Annotated in this window: 11 protein-coding genes; 6 read left to right on the top strand and 5 right to left on the bottom strand. The window is 72.8% G+C overall.

From position 1 onward, the window contains the following. The first annotated feature begins 118 nt into the window (after nt 1-118). From VFZ92_RS09805 to VFZ92_RS09795, 3 genes are all read left to right on the top strand, one after another. Nucleotides 119-1,567 carry a DUF4173 domain-containing protein gene (locus VFZ92_RS09805; protein ID WP_330875517.1) on the top strand — a complete coding sequence of 483 codons (1,449 nt, stop codon included), beginning with the start codon at nt 119-121 and terminating at the stop codon, nt 1,565-1,567. A gap of 250 nt (nt 1,568-1,817) precedes the next feature. Then, on the top strand, nt 1,818-5,684 hold the full coding sequence (locus VFZ92_RS09800) for a Pls/PosA family non-ribosomal peptide synthetase (protein WP_414719852.1): 3,867 nt from the start codon (nt 1,818-1,820) through the stop codon (nt 5,682-5,684). Next, nucleotides 5,675-6,955, top strand: coding sequence for a M1 family metallopeptidase (locus tag VFZ92_RS09795; RefSeq protein ID WP_330875516.1), 1,281 nt, complete (start codon nt 5,675-5,677; stop codon nt 6,953-6,955). The genes VFZ92_RS09800 and VFZ92_RS09795 overlap by 10 nt, the downstream gene beginning before the upstream one ends. Here VFZ92_RS09795 and VFZ92_RS09790 read toward each other — a convergent pair. Genes VFZ92_RS09790 through VFZ92_RS09780 form a run of 3 tightly spaced genes read right to left on the bottom strand, consistent with a single transcriptional unit; the run spans nt 6,952 to nt 10,330 of the window. Then, nucleotides 6,952-8,571, bottom strand: a complete 1,620-nt coding sequence (locus VFZ92_RS09790; protein ID WP_330875515.1) for an SDR family oxidoreductase — start codon at nt 8,569-8,571, stop codon at nt 6,952-6,954. The genes VFZ92_RS09795 and VFZ92_RS09790 overlap by 4 nt on opposite strands. Beyond that, entirely contained in the window at nt 8,568-9,476 is a 909-nt protein-coding gene (locus VFZ92_RS09785; RefSeq protein ID WP_330875514.1) for a PDR/VanB family oxidoreductase, read from the bottom strand. The genes VFZ92_RS09790 and VFZ92_RS09785 overlap by 4 nt, the downstream gene beginning before the upstream one ends. Further along, nucleotides 9,476-10,330 carry a metal-dependent hydrolase gene (locus tag VFZ92_RS09780; RefSeq protein ID WP_330875513.1) on the bottom strand — a complete coding sequence of 285 codons (855 nt, stop codon included), beginning with the start codon at nt 10,328-10,330 and terminating at the stop codon, nt 9,476-9,478. The genes VFZ92_RS09785 and VFZ92_RS09780 overlap by 1 nt, the downstream gene beginning before the upstream one ends. A 69-nt stretch (nt 10,331-10,399) precedes the next feature. Here VFZ92_RS09780 and VFZ92_RS09775 point away from each other — a divergent pair, with 69 nt between their 5' ends. Beyond that, nucleotides 10,400-11,014 (top strand): TetR/AcrR family transcriptional regulator, encoded by a 615-nt coding sequence (locus tag VFZ92_RS09775; protein ID WP_330875512.1) that lies wholly within the window; start codon nt 10,400-10,402, stop codon nt 11,012-11,014. An 85-nt stretch (nt 11,015-11,099) separates the two neighbouring features. Then, a complete protein-coding gene (locus tag VFZ92_RS09770) occupies nt 11,100-12,278 on the top strand; it encodes a mechanosensitive ion channel family protein (protein WP_330875511.1) in 1,179 nt (392 codons plus the stop codon). Nucleotides 12,279-12,449: 171 nt separating this feature from the next. Here VFZ92_RS09770 and VFZ92_RS09765 read toward each other — a convergent pair whose 3' ends face one another. Then, nucleotides 12,450-12,698 (bottom strand): hypothetical protein, encoded by a 249-nt coding sequence (locus VFZ92_RS09765; protein WP_330875510.1) that lies wholly within the window; start codon nt 12,696-12,698, stop codon nt 12,450-12,452. Between the two features lie 265 nt (nt 12,699-12,963). Here VFZ92_RS09765 and VFZ92_RS09760 point away from each other — a divergent pair, with 265 nt between their 5' ends. Further along, nucleotides 12,964-13,374 carry a hypothetical protein gene (locus VFZ92_RS09760; RefSeq protein WP_330875509.1) on the top strand — a complete coding sequence of 137 codons (411 nt, stop codon included), beginning with the start codon at nt 12,964-12,966 and terminating at the stop codon, nt 13,372-13,374. A gap of 111 nt (nt 13,375-13,485) precedes the next feature. Here VFZ92_RS09760 and VFZ92_RS09755 read toward each other — a convergent pair whose 3' ends face one another. Then, on the bottom strand, nt 13,486-16,770 hold the full coding sequence (locus VFZ92_RS09755) for a S8 family serine peptidase (RefSeq protein WP_330875525.1): 3,285 nt from the start codon (nt 16,768-16,770) through the stop codon (nt 13,486-13,488). Between the last annotated feature and the right edge of the window lie 204 nt (nt 16,771-16,974).

The following is a 16,974-nucleotide window of genomic DNA, read 5'->3' as shown; positions in this document are numbered from 1 at the left end:
GGCGGGCCCGGACTCGGATGGGGGATCTCCAGGCGGTGGTTCGGTCGCGGTGGCGGCACCGCCGGTCGCCAGGGCGTCATCCCCGCAGTCGTCGCAGTCCCCGCCGCCGCTGCCACCGATGCTCCTGCGGCAGCCCAAGCCGCTGTGGACCGCTCCGACCGACCCGGCACCGCGCCACGTGCTCTACGCGGGCGCCGGTACCGGGATCGCGGCGGCGGCGGTGCTGCCGGTGGACGTGCCCGGCCTCGGCTGGCTGCTCACCGGGATCGTCGGTGTCGTCGCCGTGTTCGCCGTGTCGAACCGGCGCTCGCCGGAGAGCATCGCGTGGGCGACCGCCGCGCTGCTGCTCCTGGGCGTCTCCACGTTCCTCGCGTCGGGCTGGCTGTTCGCCCTGACCCTGCTGGCGGCGTGCGCGGCGGGGTCGCTCGCGGTCACGGACGGGCGGACGCTGCGCGGGGTGGTCCTGGGGATCGCCGCGGTTCCGCTCGCGGCCGTGCCCTCGATCGGGTGGGCGGTGCGCGGTCTGAAGGCGGCCGGGCCCGCGCGCCGCGACCGGAAGCTCGGGCGGACGATCCTGATCAGCGCGGGCCTGCTGCTGGTGTTCGTGCCGCTGCTCGCGAGTGCGGACGCGGCGTTCGCGGCGCTGCTGCACGACCTCGTCCCGGTCGTGGACATCGGGTCGCCGTTCGAGTGGGGGTTCCTGTTCGTCGTGATCGGGCTGGGCACGATCGGCGCCTGCTACGCGCAGGTCGCGTCGCTGCCGCTGGACTCGCCGCCGAAGGAGCGCAGGACGGTGTCGCGCCGGGAGTGGGCGGTGCCGATCGGGCTGCTGGTCGCGGTGTTCACCGTGTTCGTCGGCGTGCGGCTGGCGAGCCTGTTCGGCGGTGACGACCACGTGCAGCGCACGGCCGACCTGACCTACGCCGACTACGCGCGCGGCGGGTTCTGGCAGCTCCTCGCGGTCACCGTGCTCACGCTCGTGGTGATCGCGGTCGCGACCCGGTTCGCGGCGACGGAGACGGCGGCGGACCGGCTGTGGCTGCGGGTCCTGCTCGGCGGGCTGTCCGGGCTGACCCTGGTGATCGTGGCGTCCGCCCTGCACCGCATGTGGGCCTACCAGCAGGCGTACGGGTTCACGACGCTGCGGCTGCTCGTCCTCTCCTGCGAGGTGTGGCTGGCCCTGGTCTACCTGCTGGTCGTCGGCGCGGGCGTGAAGCTGCGGGCAGGCTGGCTGCCCCGCTCGATGGTGGCCACCGGGGTCGCGACGCTGCTGGTGCTGGCCGCGCTGAACCCGGACCGGTTCATCGCCGAGCACAACGTCGAGCGCTGGCGGGAGACCGGCAAGATCGACCTGCCGTACCTGGCCACGCTGTCGGTCGACGCCGTGCCCGCGTTCGGGCCGCTGCCCGCGGACGTGCGGGACTGCCTGCTCGTGCGGATGAAGTCCGACCTCTACGACACCGAGGACTGGTTCGCCTGGAACCTGAGCCGGGAGCGGGCCCGTCCGCTGCTCGACGCCGTCTCCTGGGAGCGCGGGTGCAGCCTCGGGTACACCACGACCAGGTGACAACGAGGGCGTTCCGGATGGCGGGATGGGCTCACTCGTTCGGGCCATCGTGGGCGTTAGCGTCCTGTGACAACAGCCACTGGCGGTATAGGTAATGGGGCAACATCCGTTACCCAGAGGTAAAGTCGCAGGTCGGAGGGCTGGCGCTGCGGCCGCCCGAGAGCTGCTTGGCCGGGAACCACCGGGTGCGGAGCAGCTTCCCCACCATCCCGGAGGATGACGTGCGTTCGTGCTCGGCTGGCTTGATCCCGTGACCGTTGTGCAGGACGAGCCCATCACCACCGCCCCGCCCGCGCTGTTCGACGCCGCCCCGGCCGCGTCCGAGCGGACGCTGGTCGACGTGCTCGCGGAGACCGCGAAGCGGTACCCGCAAGCGTTTGCCCTGGACGACGGCACCACCGCGCTGACCTACCGCGGCCTGCTGACCGCCGTGGACGAGCTGCGGCAGAAGCTCGCCGCGGACGGCATCGGTCTCGGCGACCGGGTCGGCGTGCGGGTGCCGTCGGGCACGGTCGACCTGTACGTCTCGATCCTCGCGGTGCTGGCCGCGGGCGCGGCGTACGTGCCCGTGGACGCCGAGGACCCGGACGAGCGCGCGGAGGTCGTGTTCACCGAGGCCGCCGTCTGCGCGGTGCTCGGCGAGGACCGCGAACTGGTGCTGCGCGGCACGCCGGTGGGCCTGGTCGGGGCTCCCGGGCCGACCAACGACGCGTGGATCATCTTCACGTCCGGTTCGACCGGCAAGCCGAAGGGCGTCGCCGTGACGCACCGGTCGGCCGCGGCGTTCGTGGACGCCGAGGCGCGGCTGTTCCTGGCCGACGACCCGATCGGCCCGGACGACCGGGTGCTGGCCGGGTTGTCGGTGGCGTTCGACGCGTCGTGCGAGGAGATGTGGCTCGCGTGGCGGCACGGCGCCTGCCTGGTGCCCGCGCCGCGTTCGCTGGTGCGCACGGGCATGGACCTGGGGCCGTGGCTGGTCGAGCAGGAGATCACCGTCGTGTCGACGGTGCCGACGCTGGCCGCGCTGTGGCCGACCGAGGCGCTGGACGACGTGCGGCTGCTGATCTTCGGCGGCGAGGCGTGCCCGCCCGAGCTGGCCGAGCGGCTGGCCGTCGAGGGCCGCGAGGTGTGGAACACCTACGGTCCGACCGAGGCGACCGTCGTCGCGTGCGCGGCCCGGCTGACCGGAGAGGGCCCGGTGCGCATCGGCCTTCCGCTGGACGGCTGGGAGCTGGCCGTCGTGGACGAGGCGGGCGAGGTCGTGCCGATGGGCGGGACCGGCCAGCTCGTCATCGGCGGTGTCGGCCTGGCCCGCTACCTGGACGAGGCCAAGGACGCCGAGAAGTACGCGCCGCTGCCCGCGCTGGGCTGGGAGCGCGCCTACCGCAGCGGCGACCTGGTGCGCGCCGAGGCGGAGGGCCTGCTGTTCCTGGGCCGCGCGGACGAGCAGGTCAAGCTGGGCGGTCGCCGGATCGAGCTGGGCGAGGTGGACGCGGCGCTCCAGGCGCTGCCGAACGTCGCCGGGGCCGCCGCGGCCGTGCGCACGACCAAGGCGGGCACCCAACTGCTGGTCGGGTACGTCGTCGTCGCCGAATCAGCTGGGACGGCCTTCCACCAGGCGGACGCCATCGCACAGCTGCGGGCCGCGCTGCCCGCCGCGCTGGTGCCGCTGCTGGCCGTCGTGGACACGCTGCCGACCAAGACGTCCGGCAAGGTCGACCGCGGTGCCCTGCCGTGGCCGCTGCCGTCCCTGGACGCCGCCGGGCCCGCCGTGGAGCTGCACGGCACCCAGGCGTGGCTGGCGGAGCTGTGGGGGCAGCTGCTGGGCTCCCCCGCGACCAGCCCGGCCGACGACTTCTTCGCCAGCGGCGGCGGCAGCCTGGCCGCCGCTCAGCTGGTCTCGCTGCTCCGCGCCCGCTTCCCCAGCGGCTCGGTCAGCGACGTGTACGCCTACCCGTCGCTCGGCGCGCTGGCCGCGCGGCTGGACGAGTTCGCGGCCGAGACGGCGTCCGCGCGCGAGGTCGCCCCGACGCCCCGCTCGACGCAGCTCCTCCAGGCGCTGCTGGTGGTCCCGCTGTTCACGCTGGTCGGTCTGCGGTGGACGGTCGCGCTGGCCGCGATCAACAACGTGCTGGCGCTGACCGGCACGTACACCTGGGCCCCCACGATCTCCTGGGCGTGGGTCGCGGTCGGCTGGGCGCTGGTGATCAGCCCGCCGGGACGGCTCGCCATCGCCGCGGGCGGCGCCCGCCTGCTGCTGCGCGACGTCCGCCCCGGCACGTACCCGCGCGGCGGGAGCGTCCACACGCGGCTGTGGGCCGCCGAGCGGCTCGCGGAGCTGAGCGGCGCCACGAACCTCGCGGGCTCCTGGGTCACGCACTACGCGCGGGCCCTCGGCGCGAAGGTCGCGCCCGGCGTGGACCTGCACTCGCTGCCGCCCGTCACGGGCATGCTGAAGCTCGGCCGGTACAGCGCCGTCGAGCCCGAGGTCGACCTGTCCGGCCACTGGCTGGACGGCGACCGGCTGCACATCGGCAAGATCCGGGTCGGCGCGGGCGCCACGGTCGGCGCCCGCAGCACCCTGTTCCCCGGCGCCCGCGTCGGCAAGCGCGCCGAGATCGCCCCCGGCTCCGGTGTGGTCGGCTCCGTGCCGACCGGCCAGCGCTGGTCCGGTGTGCCCGCGATGAAGGACGGCAAGGCGGCGCACCGCTGGCCGGACGCCCGCCCGCCGCGGTCGCGCCGCTGGCAGTTCGCCTACGGCGTGACGTCGTTCGGGCTGAGCGCCCTGTCCGCCGTGACGGCGCTGCCCGCGCTGCTGCTGGTCGGCTACCTCCTGCGCGGCACCACGGGTCCGGCCGACGCCCTGGGCACGGCGCTGCTGACCGTCCCGGCCGCCACCCTCGTCTGGATGGCCGCGTACGCGCTGGTCGTGCTGGTGTCCGTGCGGCTGCTGAGCATCGGCCTGCGCGAGGGCTACCACCCGGTGCACGGGCGGGTCGCCTGGCAGGCGTGGACCACCGAGCGCTTGATGAACATGGCCCGCGGCAGCCTGTTCCCGCTGTACGCCAGCCTGTTCACCCCGGTCTGGCTGCGCGCGCTCGGCATGAAGGTCGGCCGTCGCGTCGAGGCGTCCACGGTCGTGGCGCTGCCGAAGATGACCACGGTCGGCGACGGCGCGTTCCTGGCCGACGACACCATGGTCGCCTCCTACGAACTCGGCGGGGGCTGGCTGCGGATCGCCGCGGCCCGCGTCGGCAAGCGCGCGTTCCTCGGCAACTCGGGCATGACGGCACCCGGTCGTTCGGTGCCGAACCGCGGCCTGGTCGGCGTCCTGTCGTCCACGCCGAAGCGCGCGAAGGCGGGCAGCTCGTACCTCGGGATGCCGCCGATCAAGCTGCCGCGCACGGTCGAGACCGGCGACGACAGCCGCACGTTCGACCCGCCCCGGCGGCTGGTGGTCGCGCGGGCGCTGGTCGAGCTGTGCCGGATCGTGCCCGTCATGGCGTCCGTCGCGCTGGCCGTGCTGGCGCTCGCGGGCTTCGAGTTCCTCGCCGGGCACGGCTTCTGGGCCGCCGCGCTCGGCGGCGGCGCGCTGCTGCTGGCCGCGGGCGTCGCGGCGTGCGCGGTGGCGGTCGCGGCGAAGTGGACGCTGGTCGGGAAGTTCCGGGCGCGGGAGTACCCGCTGTGGAGCGCTTTCGTCTGGCGCAACGAGCTGGCGGACACGTTCGTCGAGGTCCTGGCCGTGCCGTGGCTCGTGGGCTCGGTCTCGGGGACGCCGCTGATGACCCTGTGGCAGCGCGCGATGGGTGCCCGGATCGGCCGCGGCGTGTGGTGCGAGACGTACTGGCTGCCCGAGGCCGACCTGGTCCGGTTGGACCAGGGGGCAACGGTCAACCGGGGGTGCGTGGTGCAGACCCACCTGTTCCATGATCGGATCTTGCGCATGGACCAGGTGACGCTCAGCGCGGGCGCGACGCTCGGGCCGCACGGGATCGTGCTGCCGGGCTCGACGATCGGCGCGCACACGACGGTGGGGCCCGCATCCCTGGTGATGCGCGGCGAGGACGTGCCGTCGGGGACCCGCTGGCTCGGGAACCCGATCTCGGCATGGCGTTGAACGACTCGTACCTCCCCGCGCACGGCAACACGGGATACCGGGTCGCGCACTACGACCTGGAGATCGACTACAAGCCCGTCGCGGCCCGGCTGTCCGGTCGGGCGCGGCTGACGGTCGTCGCGGGCGAGGCGCTGACGGCGTTCGCGCTCGACCTCGGCACGTTCAAGGTCGAGCGCGTGCTCGTCGGGGGCAAGCCGGTCCGGTACTCGCACGGCGGCGGCAAGCTGCGCGTGCGCGTGGGCAAGCCCGTCCCCGCGGGCACGCGGTTCGTCGTGGAGGTGCGGTACGTCGGCACGCCCCGGCCGATCCGCACGCGGGCGTGGGGCGACCTGGGCTGGGACCAGCTCACCGACGGCGCGATCGTGGCCAGCCAGCCGATCGGCGCGCCCTCGTGGTTCCCGTGCAACGACACCGTGCGGGAGAAGGCGACCTACCGGATCGCCGTGACCGCGCCGTCGCCGTACACCGTGCTGGCCAACGGGGTCCTGGTCGACGGCAGGGTCGGCGGCAGCACCACGACGTGGGTGTACGAGCAGGACGTGCCGATGGCGACCTACCTCGCCACCGTCCAGGTCGGACAGTACGAGGAGCTGGAACTGGCCGACGGCCAGCCCGCCGCCGTGCCCTCCAGGCTGGTCGCCAAGTTCGCCACGGACTTCGGCCGCCAGCCCGCCATGATGGCCCTGTTCGAGCGGCTGTTCGGGCCCTACCCGTTCGGCCAGTACTCCGTCGTCGTCACCGACGACGACCTGGAGGTGCCGATCGAGGCCCAGGGCCTGTCGGTGTTCGGCGCCAACCACGTCGACGGCAAGCGCGGCTTCGAACGCCTGGTCGCGCACGAACTCGCGCACCAGTGGTTCGGCAACAGCGTCGGACTGGCCGACTGGCGGCACATCTGGCTCAACGAGGGCTTCGCGGCGTACTCGGAGTGGCTGTGGTCGGCGGAGTCCGGCGGCACCCCGGCCTCCGTGCTCGCGACCAGGGCCCGCGCGCTGCTGGCGCGGCAGCCGCAGAACCTGCGGATCGGCGATCCCGGTGTGGCCGACATGTTCGACGACCGCGTGTACAAGCGCGGGGCGTTGACGCTGCACTCCCTGCGCACGGTCCTGGGCGACGCGGCGTTCTTCTCGGCGCTGCGCGAGTGGACGCACACCTACCGGCACCGCACGGCGACCACGGAGCAGTTCATCGCCGTGGCCCAGCGGCACACCAGCCTGCCGCTGGGGCCGTTCTTCCGCTCCTGGCTGCACGAGGGGAAGCTGCCCGCCTAGAGCACGCCCAGCTTGGCGAACGCGCGCAGCGCGGAGGGGGCGGCGCGGCTGAGCAGCCGGGCCGCCTTCGCCTCCACCGTCACGGGAACGACCGGCCTGCCGGTGCGGACCGCGCGGACGACCTCCTCGGCGACCCGCTCCGGTCCGAACCCGCGCAGCGCGTACAGGCGCGAGGCCCGCTCCCGCTTGCGCGCCTGCTCCCGTTCCCCGACACCGGAGAACGTGGTGGTGGCGGTGATGTTCGTCCGCACGACGCCGGGGCAGATCGTCGAGACGCCGATGCCCGAGGGGGCGAACTCGGCGCGGAGGCAGTCCGACAGCATGAACACGGCGGCCTTGCTGGTGGCGTAGGCGGAGAGCATCTTCGACGGCAGGTAGGCGGCGGCGGACGACAGGTTCACGATGTGGCCGCCCTCCCCGCGCTCGACCATGAGTTCGCCGAACGCGCGGCAGCCGTGGACCACACCCCACAGGTTCACGTCCAGCACCCGCCGCCACTGCTCGGTGGAGGTGCTGAGGAACGAGCCGGAGTGGCCGACGCCCGCGTTGTTCACGACCACGTCCGGCACGCCGTGCACGGCCGCGACCTCAGCGGCCCACGCGCGCACCGCCCGCTCGTCGGAGACGTCGACCCGGTAGGCGTGACCGCCCGCCAGCCTGGCCGTCTCCTCGGCCCCGTCGAGGTCCACATCGGACACCACGACCTCCGCGCCCCGTGCGGCGAACGCGAGCGCGGTGGCGCGGCCGATCCCGCTGCCACCGCCGGTGACCACGACGAGTTCGCGCTTCGGCGAGGTGTCGCGGATGAACTCGGTGACCAGGCGCGCGACCGCCGGCGCGTGGGTCAGCGGAGCCCAGTGGCCGGAGGCGAGGACGGTGCGGCGCAGCGTGGTGACCCAGCGCTCCAGCGGCAGCGGCCTCGTGTCGACGTAGCGGTCGTGCAGGGGTTGCACGACCTGCACCGGGACGTCGGTGCGCCGGTCGCGCGGAGCCCTCAGGCGCGGCAGGACGTTGGCCCGGTACAGGGCGATCCCCCGCACGGCGTCGCCCGTCAGCGTCGGCGCCGGGCTCTGCCGGACGCCTTCGAGCCTGCGCAGCAGGCTCCCCCAGCGCCTGCCCAGCCCCAGCCGCCACAGCAGCGGGGCGAGCACCGGCAGCTGGAACGCGAAGACGTACCAGGAGTGCAGGAGCTGCCGCAGCTGCTCGCGGCCGGGACGGCGCAGCCACGTGCCCAGGTGGTCCAGGCAGGGGCCGGAGATCGACGTGAACGACGCGATGCGCGCGCCGGGTTCCGTGACGGCCTCCCAGGACTGCACCGAACCCCAGTCGTGGCCCACGAGGTGCACCGGCCGGTCGGGGCTCACGGCGTCGAGCACGGCGAACAGGTCCCGCTTCAGGAACTCCAGCGCGTAGGCGTCCCGTTCGCGGGGCCGGTCCGAGTCGCCGGCGCCGCGCACGTCGTAGGTCACGACGTGGAAGTCCTCGGCCAGCAGCGGGACCACGTCGTCCCAGACCGCGTGGGTGTCGGGGTAGCCGTGCACCAGCACGACCGTGGGGGCGGCCGGGTCGCCGTGCTCCTGGACCGCCAAGCGGACCCCACCGGACAGCACGTTCACAGTTCCTCCAGGACGAGTCGGTCACCCGCGGGGCGGTCCACGCAGACCCGCACCCCGCCGACGGCGCAGGTGCCGCAGAAGCCCTGGCGGCAGGAGTGCGGGACGTTCGGGCGCAGGTCGCGCAGGACGTCGAGCGCGGTCCGGTCGGCGGGTACCCGCAGGACCACGCCGCTACGCCGGAGTTCCAGGTCGAACGGGCGGCCGTCCACGACGGGCGGTGGCGCGAACCGCTCGAAGTGCAGCCGCGTCGAGGCGAAGTCGCGGCGGACGGCGGCCAGCATCGACGGCGGGCCGCAGCAGTAGACCGCGCCGTCGGGGTGGGCGTCGCGGAGCGGTCCGTCCGCGCGCCCGACCCGGACGTCGACGCGGTCTCCGGGGAGTTCGTCCAGGAACGGCATCGAGTCCGTCGAGCGGCCGGTGTAGACCAGGCGCCAGTCGAGGCCCCTCCGCCGGGACTCCAGGACCATCGGCAGGATCGGGGTGATGCCGATGCCGCCCGCGACGAACAGGACCGGGCCCTCGGCGACGAACGGGAAGGCGTTGCGCGGGCCTCGGACGGCGATCCGGTCACCGGGCCGAAGGGCGTGGACCTCGGTCGAGCCCGCCCCGACGCGGCGCACGGCGATCCGGTAGCCCGTCCGGTCGGAGGGGTCGCCGCACAGCGAGTACTGCCTGCGCAGGCCGGAGTCGAGGTGCAGGTCGAGGTGGCAGCCCGGCTGCCACGCGGGCAGCGGGCCGTCGCCGACCAGCCGCAGGGCGACCACGTCACGCGCGACGACCCGCCGCTCGGCGACCGCGAGCCGCGGGATCGAGCCCGGTCGGCCGGGGCGGGCCCTGCCCATCAGCGGCAACGCCCTCAGGTAGCCGTCGGTGAACCTGGCGAGGCCGCGCAGGAAGGGGTCCATCAGTGCGCGTCCCGCGCGGCGGGCGACGTGGCCAGGTACGCGACCGCCTGGCTGGTCGAGTTCTCCTGCTTCGGGTGGTGGTCGCGGTGGAAGTAGCGCAGGAACGCGCGGAACAGGTCGTACCCCGTCGGCAGCAGCCCGCGGCGGCCCGCGCGGCGGAAGTCGCGCGGGGTCAGCGGCCCGGCCGTCCGGTCGGCCGCCACCAGGAAGCGGGCGCCCCTCACCCAGAGCCAGAACAGCGGCGGGGCGGTGATCAGCATCGCGCGGACGCGGCGGCCGTAGCGGCGGTCGAGGTGGCGCATCAGGTCGAACGCCACGCTCCGGTGCTCGACCTCCTCGGCGGCGTGCCAGCGCAGCAGGTCGAGCATGGTCGGGTCGGCGCCCGCGCGGTCGAGCGCCGTGGCGTTGAGCATCCAGTCGCCCAGGTACGCGGTGAAGTGCTCGATGGCCGCGACGACGGCGATCCGCTCGACGAGCTGCTCCGCGCGCCGCTCCGGGGTCGGGTTCGGCCGCTCGCCCAGGACGCGGTCGAACACCCACTCCACCCGGTCGGTGAACGGCCGGGGGTCGAGGCCCTTCGCCAGCAGGTGGTCGAGCACCTCGCTGTGCGCCTCGGCGTGCACCGCCTCCTGACCGATGAAGCCGAGCACGTCCTCGCGCAGGTCGTCGTCGGTGATCAGCGGGAGGGCCTCCTGGAACGTGCGGACGAACCACCGCTCGCCCGCGGGCAGCAGGAGGTGCAGCACGTTCATCACGTGCGTGGCCACCGGCTCCTCCGGCACCCAGTGCATCGGCAGCTCGGCCCAGTCGAAGTGCACGTCCCTCGGTTGCAGCACGAGGTTGTCGGGCTCCATCGCGACCTCCGGCAATTACTACGCCTGCGTAGCTTTGTGAAAGCTACGCCACCGTAGCAATATGGTGTGGTGGGCACAACACGTCGCAGGTACGCCGCCCGACTGCCACCCGAAGAGCGCAGGGAACAGCTGCTCGACGGGGCGCTGCGGTTGATCGGCGACGGCTTCGGCAGCCTCACCATGGAGGCCGTGGCGCGCGCGGCGGGCGTCACCAAGCCCGTGCTCTACGAGCAGTTCGCCAACCGCGCCGAGGTGATCACCGCACTCCTGGACCGCGAGGCCGAACGGGCGACGGAACAGGTGCTCGCGGCGCTGCCGACCTCGTTCGCCGAACGCGGCCCCGAGGACGCGTTCGCCCACGCCGTGAACGTGTTCGTGCACGCCGTGCTGGAGGCGCCGGACCGGTGGCGGCTCGTGCTGCTCCCGCCCGAGGGGACGCCGCCGGAGTTCCGCGAGCAGGTGTCGGCGGTGCGGGAGCGGCTGGTGGAACAGGTGGCCGCGCTGGCCGAACTGGGACTGCGGACGCGCGGCGGACCGGACGAGCTGGACGCGGAACTGCTCGGCCACGCGATGCTGGCGCTCGGCGAGATGGCAGGCCGCCTCGCCCTGCTGGACCCGGACCGCTTCACGCCCGACCGGCTGGTGGGGTTCGTCGCCCGGATGGCCCACCTGCTGCCGAAGTGAGCCTGCTCGGCCGCGGCCGACCGGCGCGGTGTGACGCGGGACGGGGAAGGCCTGAGGCGAAGGCGGTGTGGGTACCCGCGACGACATGCTGGTAACCACGCTGCTGACGTTCGCCGGATCAGTCCTGTTCGCGCTCCTGCTGGTGGCGGTCGTGCACCGGGCCGTCGTGCGGATCGGGCGGCGGTCCGCCCTGTTCGCGCGACTGGCGCGGAAGGCGCACCGGCCCGCCCAGGTGGTGGCCGTGCTGGTCGCCGTGCAGTTCTCGCTCGGGGTGGGCACGTGGATCGGGAACTGGCGGCCCGCCGTGCTGCACGCGGTCGGCTTGGCGTTGATAGCGGCCGGGGCCTGGCTCCTCGCGACCCTGCTGACCGTCGCGGAGGACGCCACGCTGTCGCGGATCAGGGTCGACGTGACCGACAACCGGCACGCGCGCAAGGTGCACACCCAGATCACCCTCGTCCGGCGCGTGACGGTGGTCGTGGTCGGACTGCTGGCCGCCGCCGCGATGCTGATGACCTTCCCGGCGGCGCGGGCGGCCGGGACGAGCCTGCTGGCCTCCGCGGGCGTGATCGGCGCCATCGCGGCACTGGCCGCGCAGTCGTTGCTGGGCAACGTGTTCGCCGGGGTGCAGATCGCGTTCAGCGACGCGGTCCGGCTGGACGACGTGCTGGTGGTGGAGAAGCAGTGGGGCCGCGTCGAGGACATCACGCTGACCTACGTGGTCGTGCACCTGTGGGACGACCGGCGGCTCGTGCTGCCCACGTCGTACTTCCTGAAGACGCCGTTCGAGAACTGGACCAAGAGCCAGTCCGAGCTGCTCGGGACCGTGGAGCTGGACGTGGACTGGACCGTCCCGGTCGAGGAGATGCGGCAGGAGCTGCGGCGCGCGTTGGAAGGCGTGGACCTGTGGGACGGACGGGTGTGCGTGTTGCAGGTGACGGACGCGGTGAACTCGTTCGTGCGGGTGCGGGCGCTGGTGAGCGCGCCGGACGCACCGCGGTTGTGGGACCTGCGGTGCGTGGTGCGGGAGCACCTGGTGGACTGGTTGCGGCGACGGGAGCCGGGGGCGTTGCCGCAGGTTCGGGTCAACGCGATGACGGCTGCGGTGTCGTCCGGTGGCGTGCGTGGTCGGGGGGATCACGACTCGGACGCACGGGTGTTCGGGGAGAGCGTGGACGGTGAGGAACGGGTGCAGACGTTCGGCGGGAACCAGGAGCGTGGCGAAGTGCTGCACGCACACCGCGCCCCCGACCAAATCGGGTGATCACGTCCAGCCCCAGCCCGTACGAGACGGGCAACGGCACCCCTCCGGGTGAAGGCCGCTCCGGCGTGTGACGCGTCCCGTCCCACCTGGCCCGCCGACGCAGTGACACTGGCCAGGTCCGTTCGGGCTGCTCGAAGGGCGGCGTGGTCAGCCCCGGCGGACCCGCCGCGATCACGAATTCGTTCGACGTCTGCCGATGACGGCCGCGGCGAGGATGCCCGCGGTGATGCCGCCCAGCAGGACCGCGACCACCACGGAGCGCGGTACGAGCGGCTTGAGGAGGAACTGCGCCACCAGTGACCACCCCGCGAACGCCACGAGGTAGGCGAGGACGGCAAGCCGTTTGCCCCGCGACTTCCACCGCACCACGCCCGCGACAGCGACCAGGAACAACCCGCCCACGCCGATCAAGTACCCCACCCGAGCCCCCCGCGTTCGTCTTCCGCCGACGCACGGGGATACCCGGTCCGCACGGACTTCCGCTGGGGCGTACGGCCGCTTTCGCGGGATCTGATCGGTCGCACCACCTCGGATCGGGATCGGAGAAGCTCCTGACCGCGTCCCGGCGAAGGTCCGGCACGCGGCCATGCCGCCTGTCCAGCGTCGCGGACGCGGCCCAGTCGCGCCGGCACGGGTCGGAGGCCGATCGGTGCAACCATCCAGCCCTCCTGCCCCGTCTAGCCAGGTGACGGGAAGACAGAGGGCACTGGTGCTGATCACCTGCGCGTTCGCGCTGAGCGGCTGCGGACGCGCTACCGACCAGGGCGGTGCCGGGCCGATCGCCTCGGAGGTGAGCGCGGTGAGCACGCCGGACCAGCGGCCCAGCCTCGCGCCGCGCGCGAAGGAGTTGATCGCCGCGGCCGAGCAGGCCCGGCGGGGGACGGTGGTGCTGACCATCGCCGCCGCCGAGGGGCGGACGGAAGCGACCGCCCTGGCTCTGCGGGACCTCGGCGCCACGGTGGAGTCGGTCGACTCGACGGTGGGCTACATCCGCGCCACCGTGCCGGTCTCCGCGGCGGCGCGGGCCGCGACCCTCGACGGGGTCTCGCGCGCGGACGTGGAGGAACCGATCGGCTTCCCGGACCCGACTCCCTGACGGGCGCGGCGGCTCCGCGCACCAGGCGCGGGGCCGTCGCTGAACACCCACGGGAAAGGCCCCGTTCCCCCTCGTGGTCGAGGGGGAACGGGGCCTCGTCGTTCGCTACCGCTAGGCGACCGACTGCACGAGGACCGTGCCGCGGCCGACCGTGGCGCCCTCGGCGGTCACGACCTGCAGCTCACCTCGCAGGATGCGACCGGCACCCGGCTGGGCGTTCGCGGTGACCGTGCCGTTGACCGTCCACGACGTGCCCGCCGAGCGGTCGGCGTGGGGGTCGGACACCGAGATGGTGCCGAGCGCCGACGACGCGAAGAAGTCGATGTAGTCGTACTCCGTGGTGCCCGCGGGCACCGCGTAGCCGTCCACGACGACCCTCCACAGACCGGCGGCCGGGTTGGCGGTGATGACCGACTCCTCGGAGTCGCCGTCCGCCGACGTCTTCGACACCACGCACGTGCCCGTGGTGCAGTTGAGGAGCGTCAGGTCGAGGTCGGCCGAGATGTCGCTGGTCTTGCCGATGGTCGCGCTGACCGCGCTGGCGCCCGCGGGCACCGTGAGGTCGTAGGTCTGCGACTCGAGGTTCGCGATGCTCGGACGAGCGACCTTGGCGCTGGTGAGCTGACCGCCCACGAGCCCGCCCTTGAACGCGGACAGCGAGTTGGTCACCTGGTAGGTCCGCGCGACCGGCTGGCCGAGCGGGGCGGACGCGATCGTGTCCGGGTTCGGGCTGACCGTGGTGCCGAGCACCGACGCGGTCACCTTGTACGGGGCCTTGTCGGCGTCGGACGTGCGACGGGCCTCGACCACGATCTCCCAGACGCCCGGCAGCGGGTTGCTGACCGTGCGGCTCAGGGGCGTGCCCGGCGTGCAGCCCGCACCGGCGTCGGGGTTGTAGCAGGACGTGGAGGTGGTGGCGTCGATCGGGATGCCGGTCGGGTCGACGCGCAGGAAGCGCACCTGGCCCTTGCCGGGGTCGCCACCGGCGACCATGTCCACCTTGAGCGCGCTGGCACCCTGGGGGACGCGCACGAAGACGCTCGTCACCTGGTTGCGGGCGATCTCACCGGACTGCGTGACCGCGTACTTGTTGGCGGCGGTGAACTCCTGCGCGGCGAAGACGGTGTTCAGCGTCTTCAGGTCGACGCCCGGTGTGGACGGGTTGTCCAGGCTCAGGACGGCGGACTGGATGCCCACCTTCTTCGGCTTGACCTTCACGACGAAGGACACCGGGGTGTTCAGCGGCAGCGTGACGTTGTTCGGCGACTCGAACGACCTGGTGTCGCCGTCCCAGTCGACGCGGTACTTGACCGGCTTCGCCGACCCCGTGGTGCGGGTGAACGTGTAGGTGCGGGTGTAGTCCTTGCCGATCGTCACGCCCTCGCGGTCGTGGATGCCGACGCCCCGGTCCGCGGTGGGCTTGAGCTGGGCGGACAGCGCGGTGTGCACCTCGACGGAGGAGGTCACGACGTCCTGGGCGCCGTTGCGGCTCAGGATCGAGTAGGCCGACTTGACGTCGAACTGGCCCGCGCCCTGCTCGTACGCGCCGAGGTCGGAGTTGAAGTCGGCGCCGGACTTGATGGCGTTGCGCAGCTTCGCGACGTTCGGCCGCTCACCGCCGTGGGTCGCCTTGTACGCGCTCACGAGCAGCGCGGCGGCACCGGTCGCCTGCGGGGCGGCCATCGACGTGCCGTTGAACATGGCGTAGCCGGCGGGCAGCTCGTAGGTGCCGGCGACGGGGCCGGGGACCTGCCAGCGCGGCACGGACGAGATGGCCGAGCCGGGCGCGGTGATGTCCGGCTTGAAGCCGCCGTCCTCGCGCGGGCCGCGGGAGGAGAAGCCGTGCAGGCTGTCGGACTGCTTGGTGACCGAGCCGTAGTTGGACAGCCAGGTCTGCTTGGTGATCGACGAGCCGACGCTGATCGCGTCCGTGGCCACCGAGGGGTCGCCGACGGTGTTCGCACCGGCGCCGCTGTTGCCCGCGGAGATGAAGATCTGCACGTTGTACTCGGCGATCGTGCGGTTGTAGAGCTCCGCGCGGGCGTTGTTGCCGTCGTTGAGCGCGGGCAGGCCGCCGATCGAGATGTTCACGACGTCGGCGCCGTTGCGCGCGGCGTACAGGACGCCGTCGAGCAGGCCGCTGCTGGTGCAGGACGACGAGGTGAGGCAGACCTTGACGGCCAGCAGCTTCGCGCCGGGGGCCGCACCGGTCATCTTGCCGCCGAACAGGCCGTTGGCCGCGGTGATGCCCGCGACGTGCGTGCCGTGCGCGGCGCCCGCGATGCCGAGGTTGACGAAGGCGGTGCCGCCGTTGTCGTAGATCGACCTGTCGGTCTGGACGACGAACGCGACCCGCTCGACGAGCGGCGTGGCGGCGTTGTCGGTGCCGAAGAAGCCGACGTCCTTCTTGTACTTGTAGTCGATCATCGCGGTCTGGTCGGTGAAGTCACCGTCCTGGTCCAGGTCGACCCGGACCTCCTTGGTGCCGACGTCCTGGAGCACGGCGAACGTGTCCAGCCGGTCGCCGTCGCGGTTGAGGTCGCCGCCGGTCTCCGACGTCGCGGAACCGAGGTCCTTCGCCGTCTCGCGGAACAGGCCGAGCGCGTACGGGCCGCCGCTGGTCGGAGCGGTGTAGTTCACGCCGCCCGAGGTGAAGGCGCCGGTGTAGCGCTCCTTGCCCATCGCGACCCACGTGCCGTCGTTCTCGCTCGGCGCGTTGGCGTTGTACCAGTCGACGATCTTGCGCTCACCGGTCGTGGTGGTCGCCAGCGCCGGGTGGTCGAGGTCGACACCGGAGTCCAGGATCGCGATCGTCGTGCCGCGGCCGTCCCACTTGGGGTGAGACTGGGTGAACTGCGCGGCACCCGTGTCGCCGATCGGCATGTACGGGTTGTCCTTGGGGGTCTTCGCGTCCGGTGCCTTCTGCGGCAGCGGCGTGGTGGCGCCCTCGGGGCGCGGGTTGTCCACGGCGACCAGGCCGTCGACGTCCACGGCGTTCACCGACTTGAGCTTCGCGGCCTTCTCGGCCTGCTCGCGCGGCAGGGTCACCTTGAGGTAGTCGACCTCGCGGTCGGTCTGCTCGACGACGGCGCCGAGCGACTGGAGCTCGCTGGTGGCGGCGTCGACCTTGCCCGCTTCCGCGGCGACCAGGAGGGTGACGTCGGTCTTGCCGGTCTGCTCCGCCTCGACGAGGAGGGCGCGGTCCTGCTTGTCGAGCTGCTTGTCGGCCTGAGCGGGCGGCAGCGGCTGCGCGAGTGCGGGGGCGGCGGCGAAGCCGAACCCAGTCGAACCCAGCACGGCGGCCAGGAGGGCCGCGCTGGTGCGGTGTCTCCACCGAAGTCCTGACTTGATCACGACGCGAAAACCCTTCGTGGGGGAAGAATGCTGGAAGCACATCTCCCCGCGCACGAACGGACAATAGGACAATCAGCGTATTGTCGAAGTCCACATTGGACTAAAAGGTCTCTTGTGTGCAGGCCATTTCCAGGCTAGAGGCCGTTTTTCCGATAACGGTTGGCACACCCTCGCTCCAGTCAAGAGCTGATCGAAGGGAATGTCAACCCATGTCAACGGTGAATACGACGACCTTCGGCGGGAGCG

It is taken from the genome of Umezawaea sp. (assembly GCF_036375055.1).
Lineage (GTDB): Bacteria > Actinomycetota > Actinomycetes > Mycobacteriales > Pseudonocardiaceae > Umezawaea.
The sequence above is the reverse complement of the archived record's forward strand: the minus strand, read 5'-3'. Positions and strand labels throughout refer to the sequence as shown.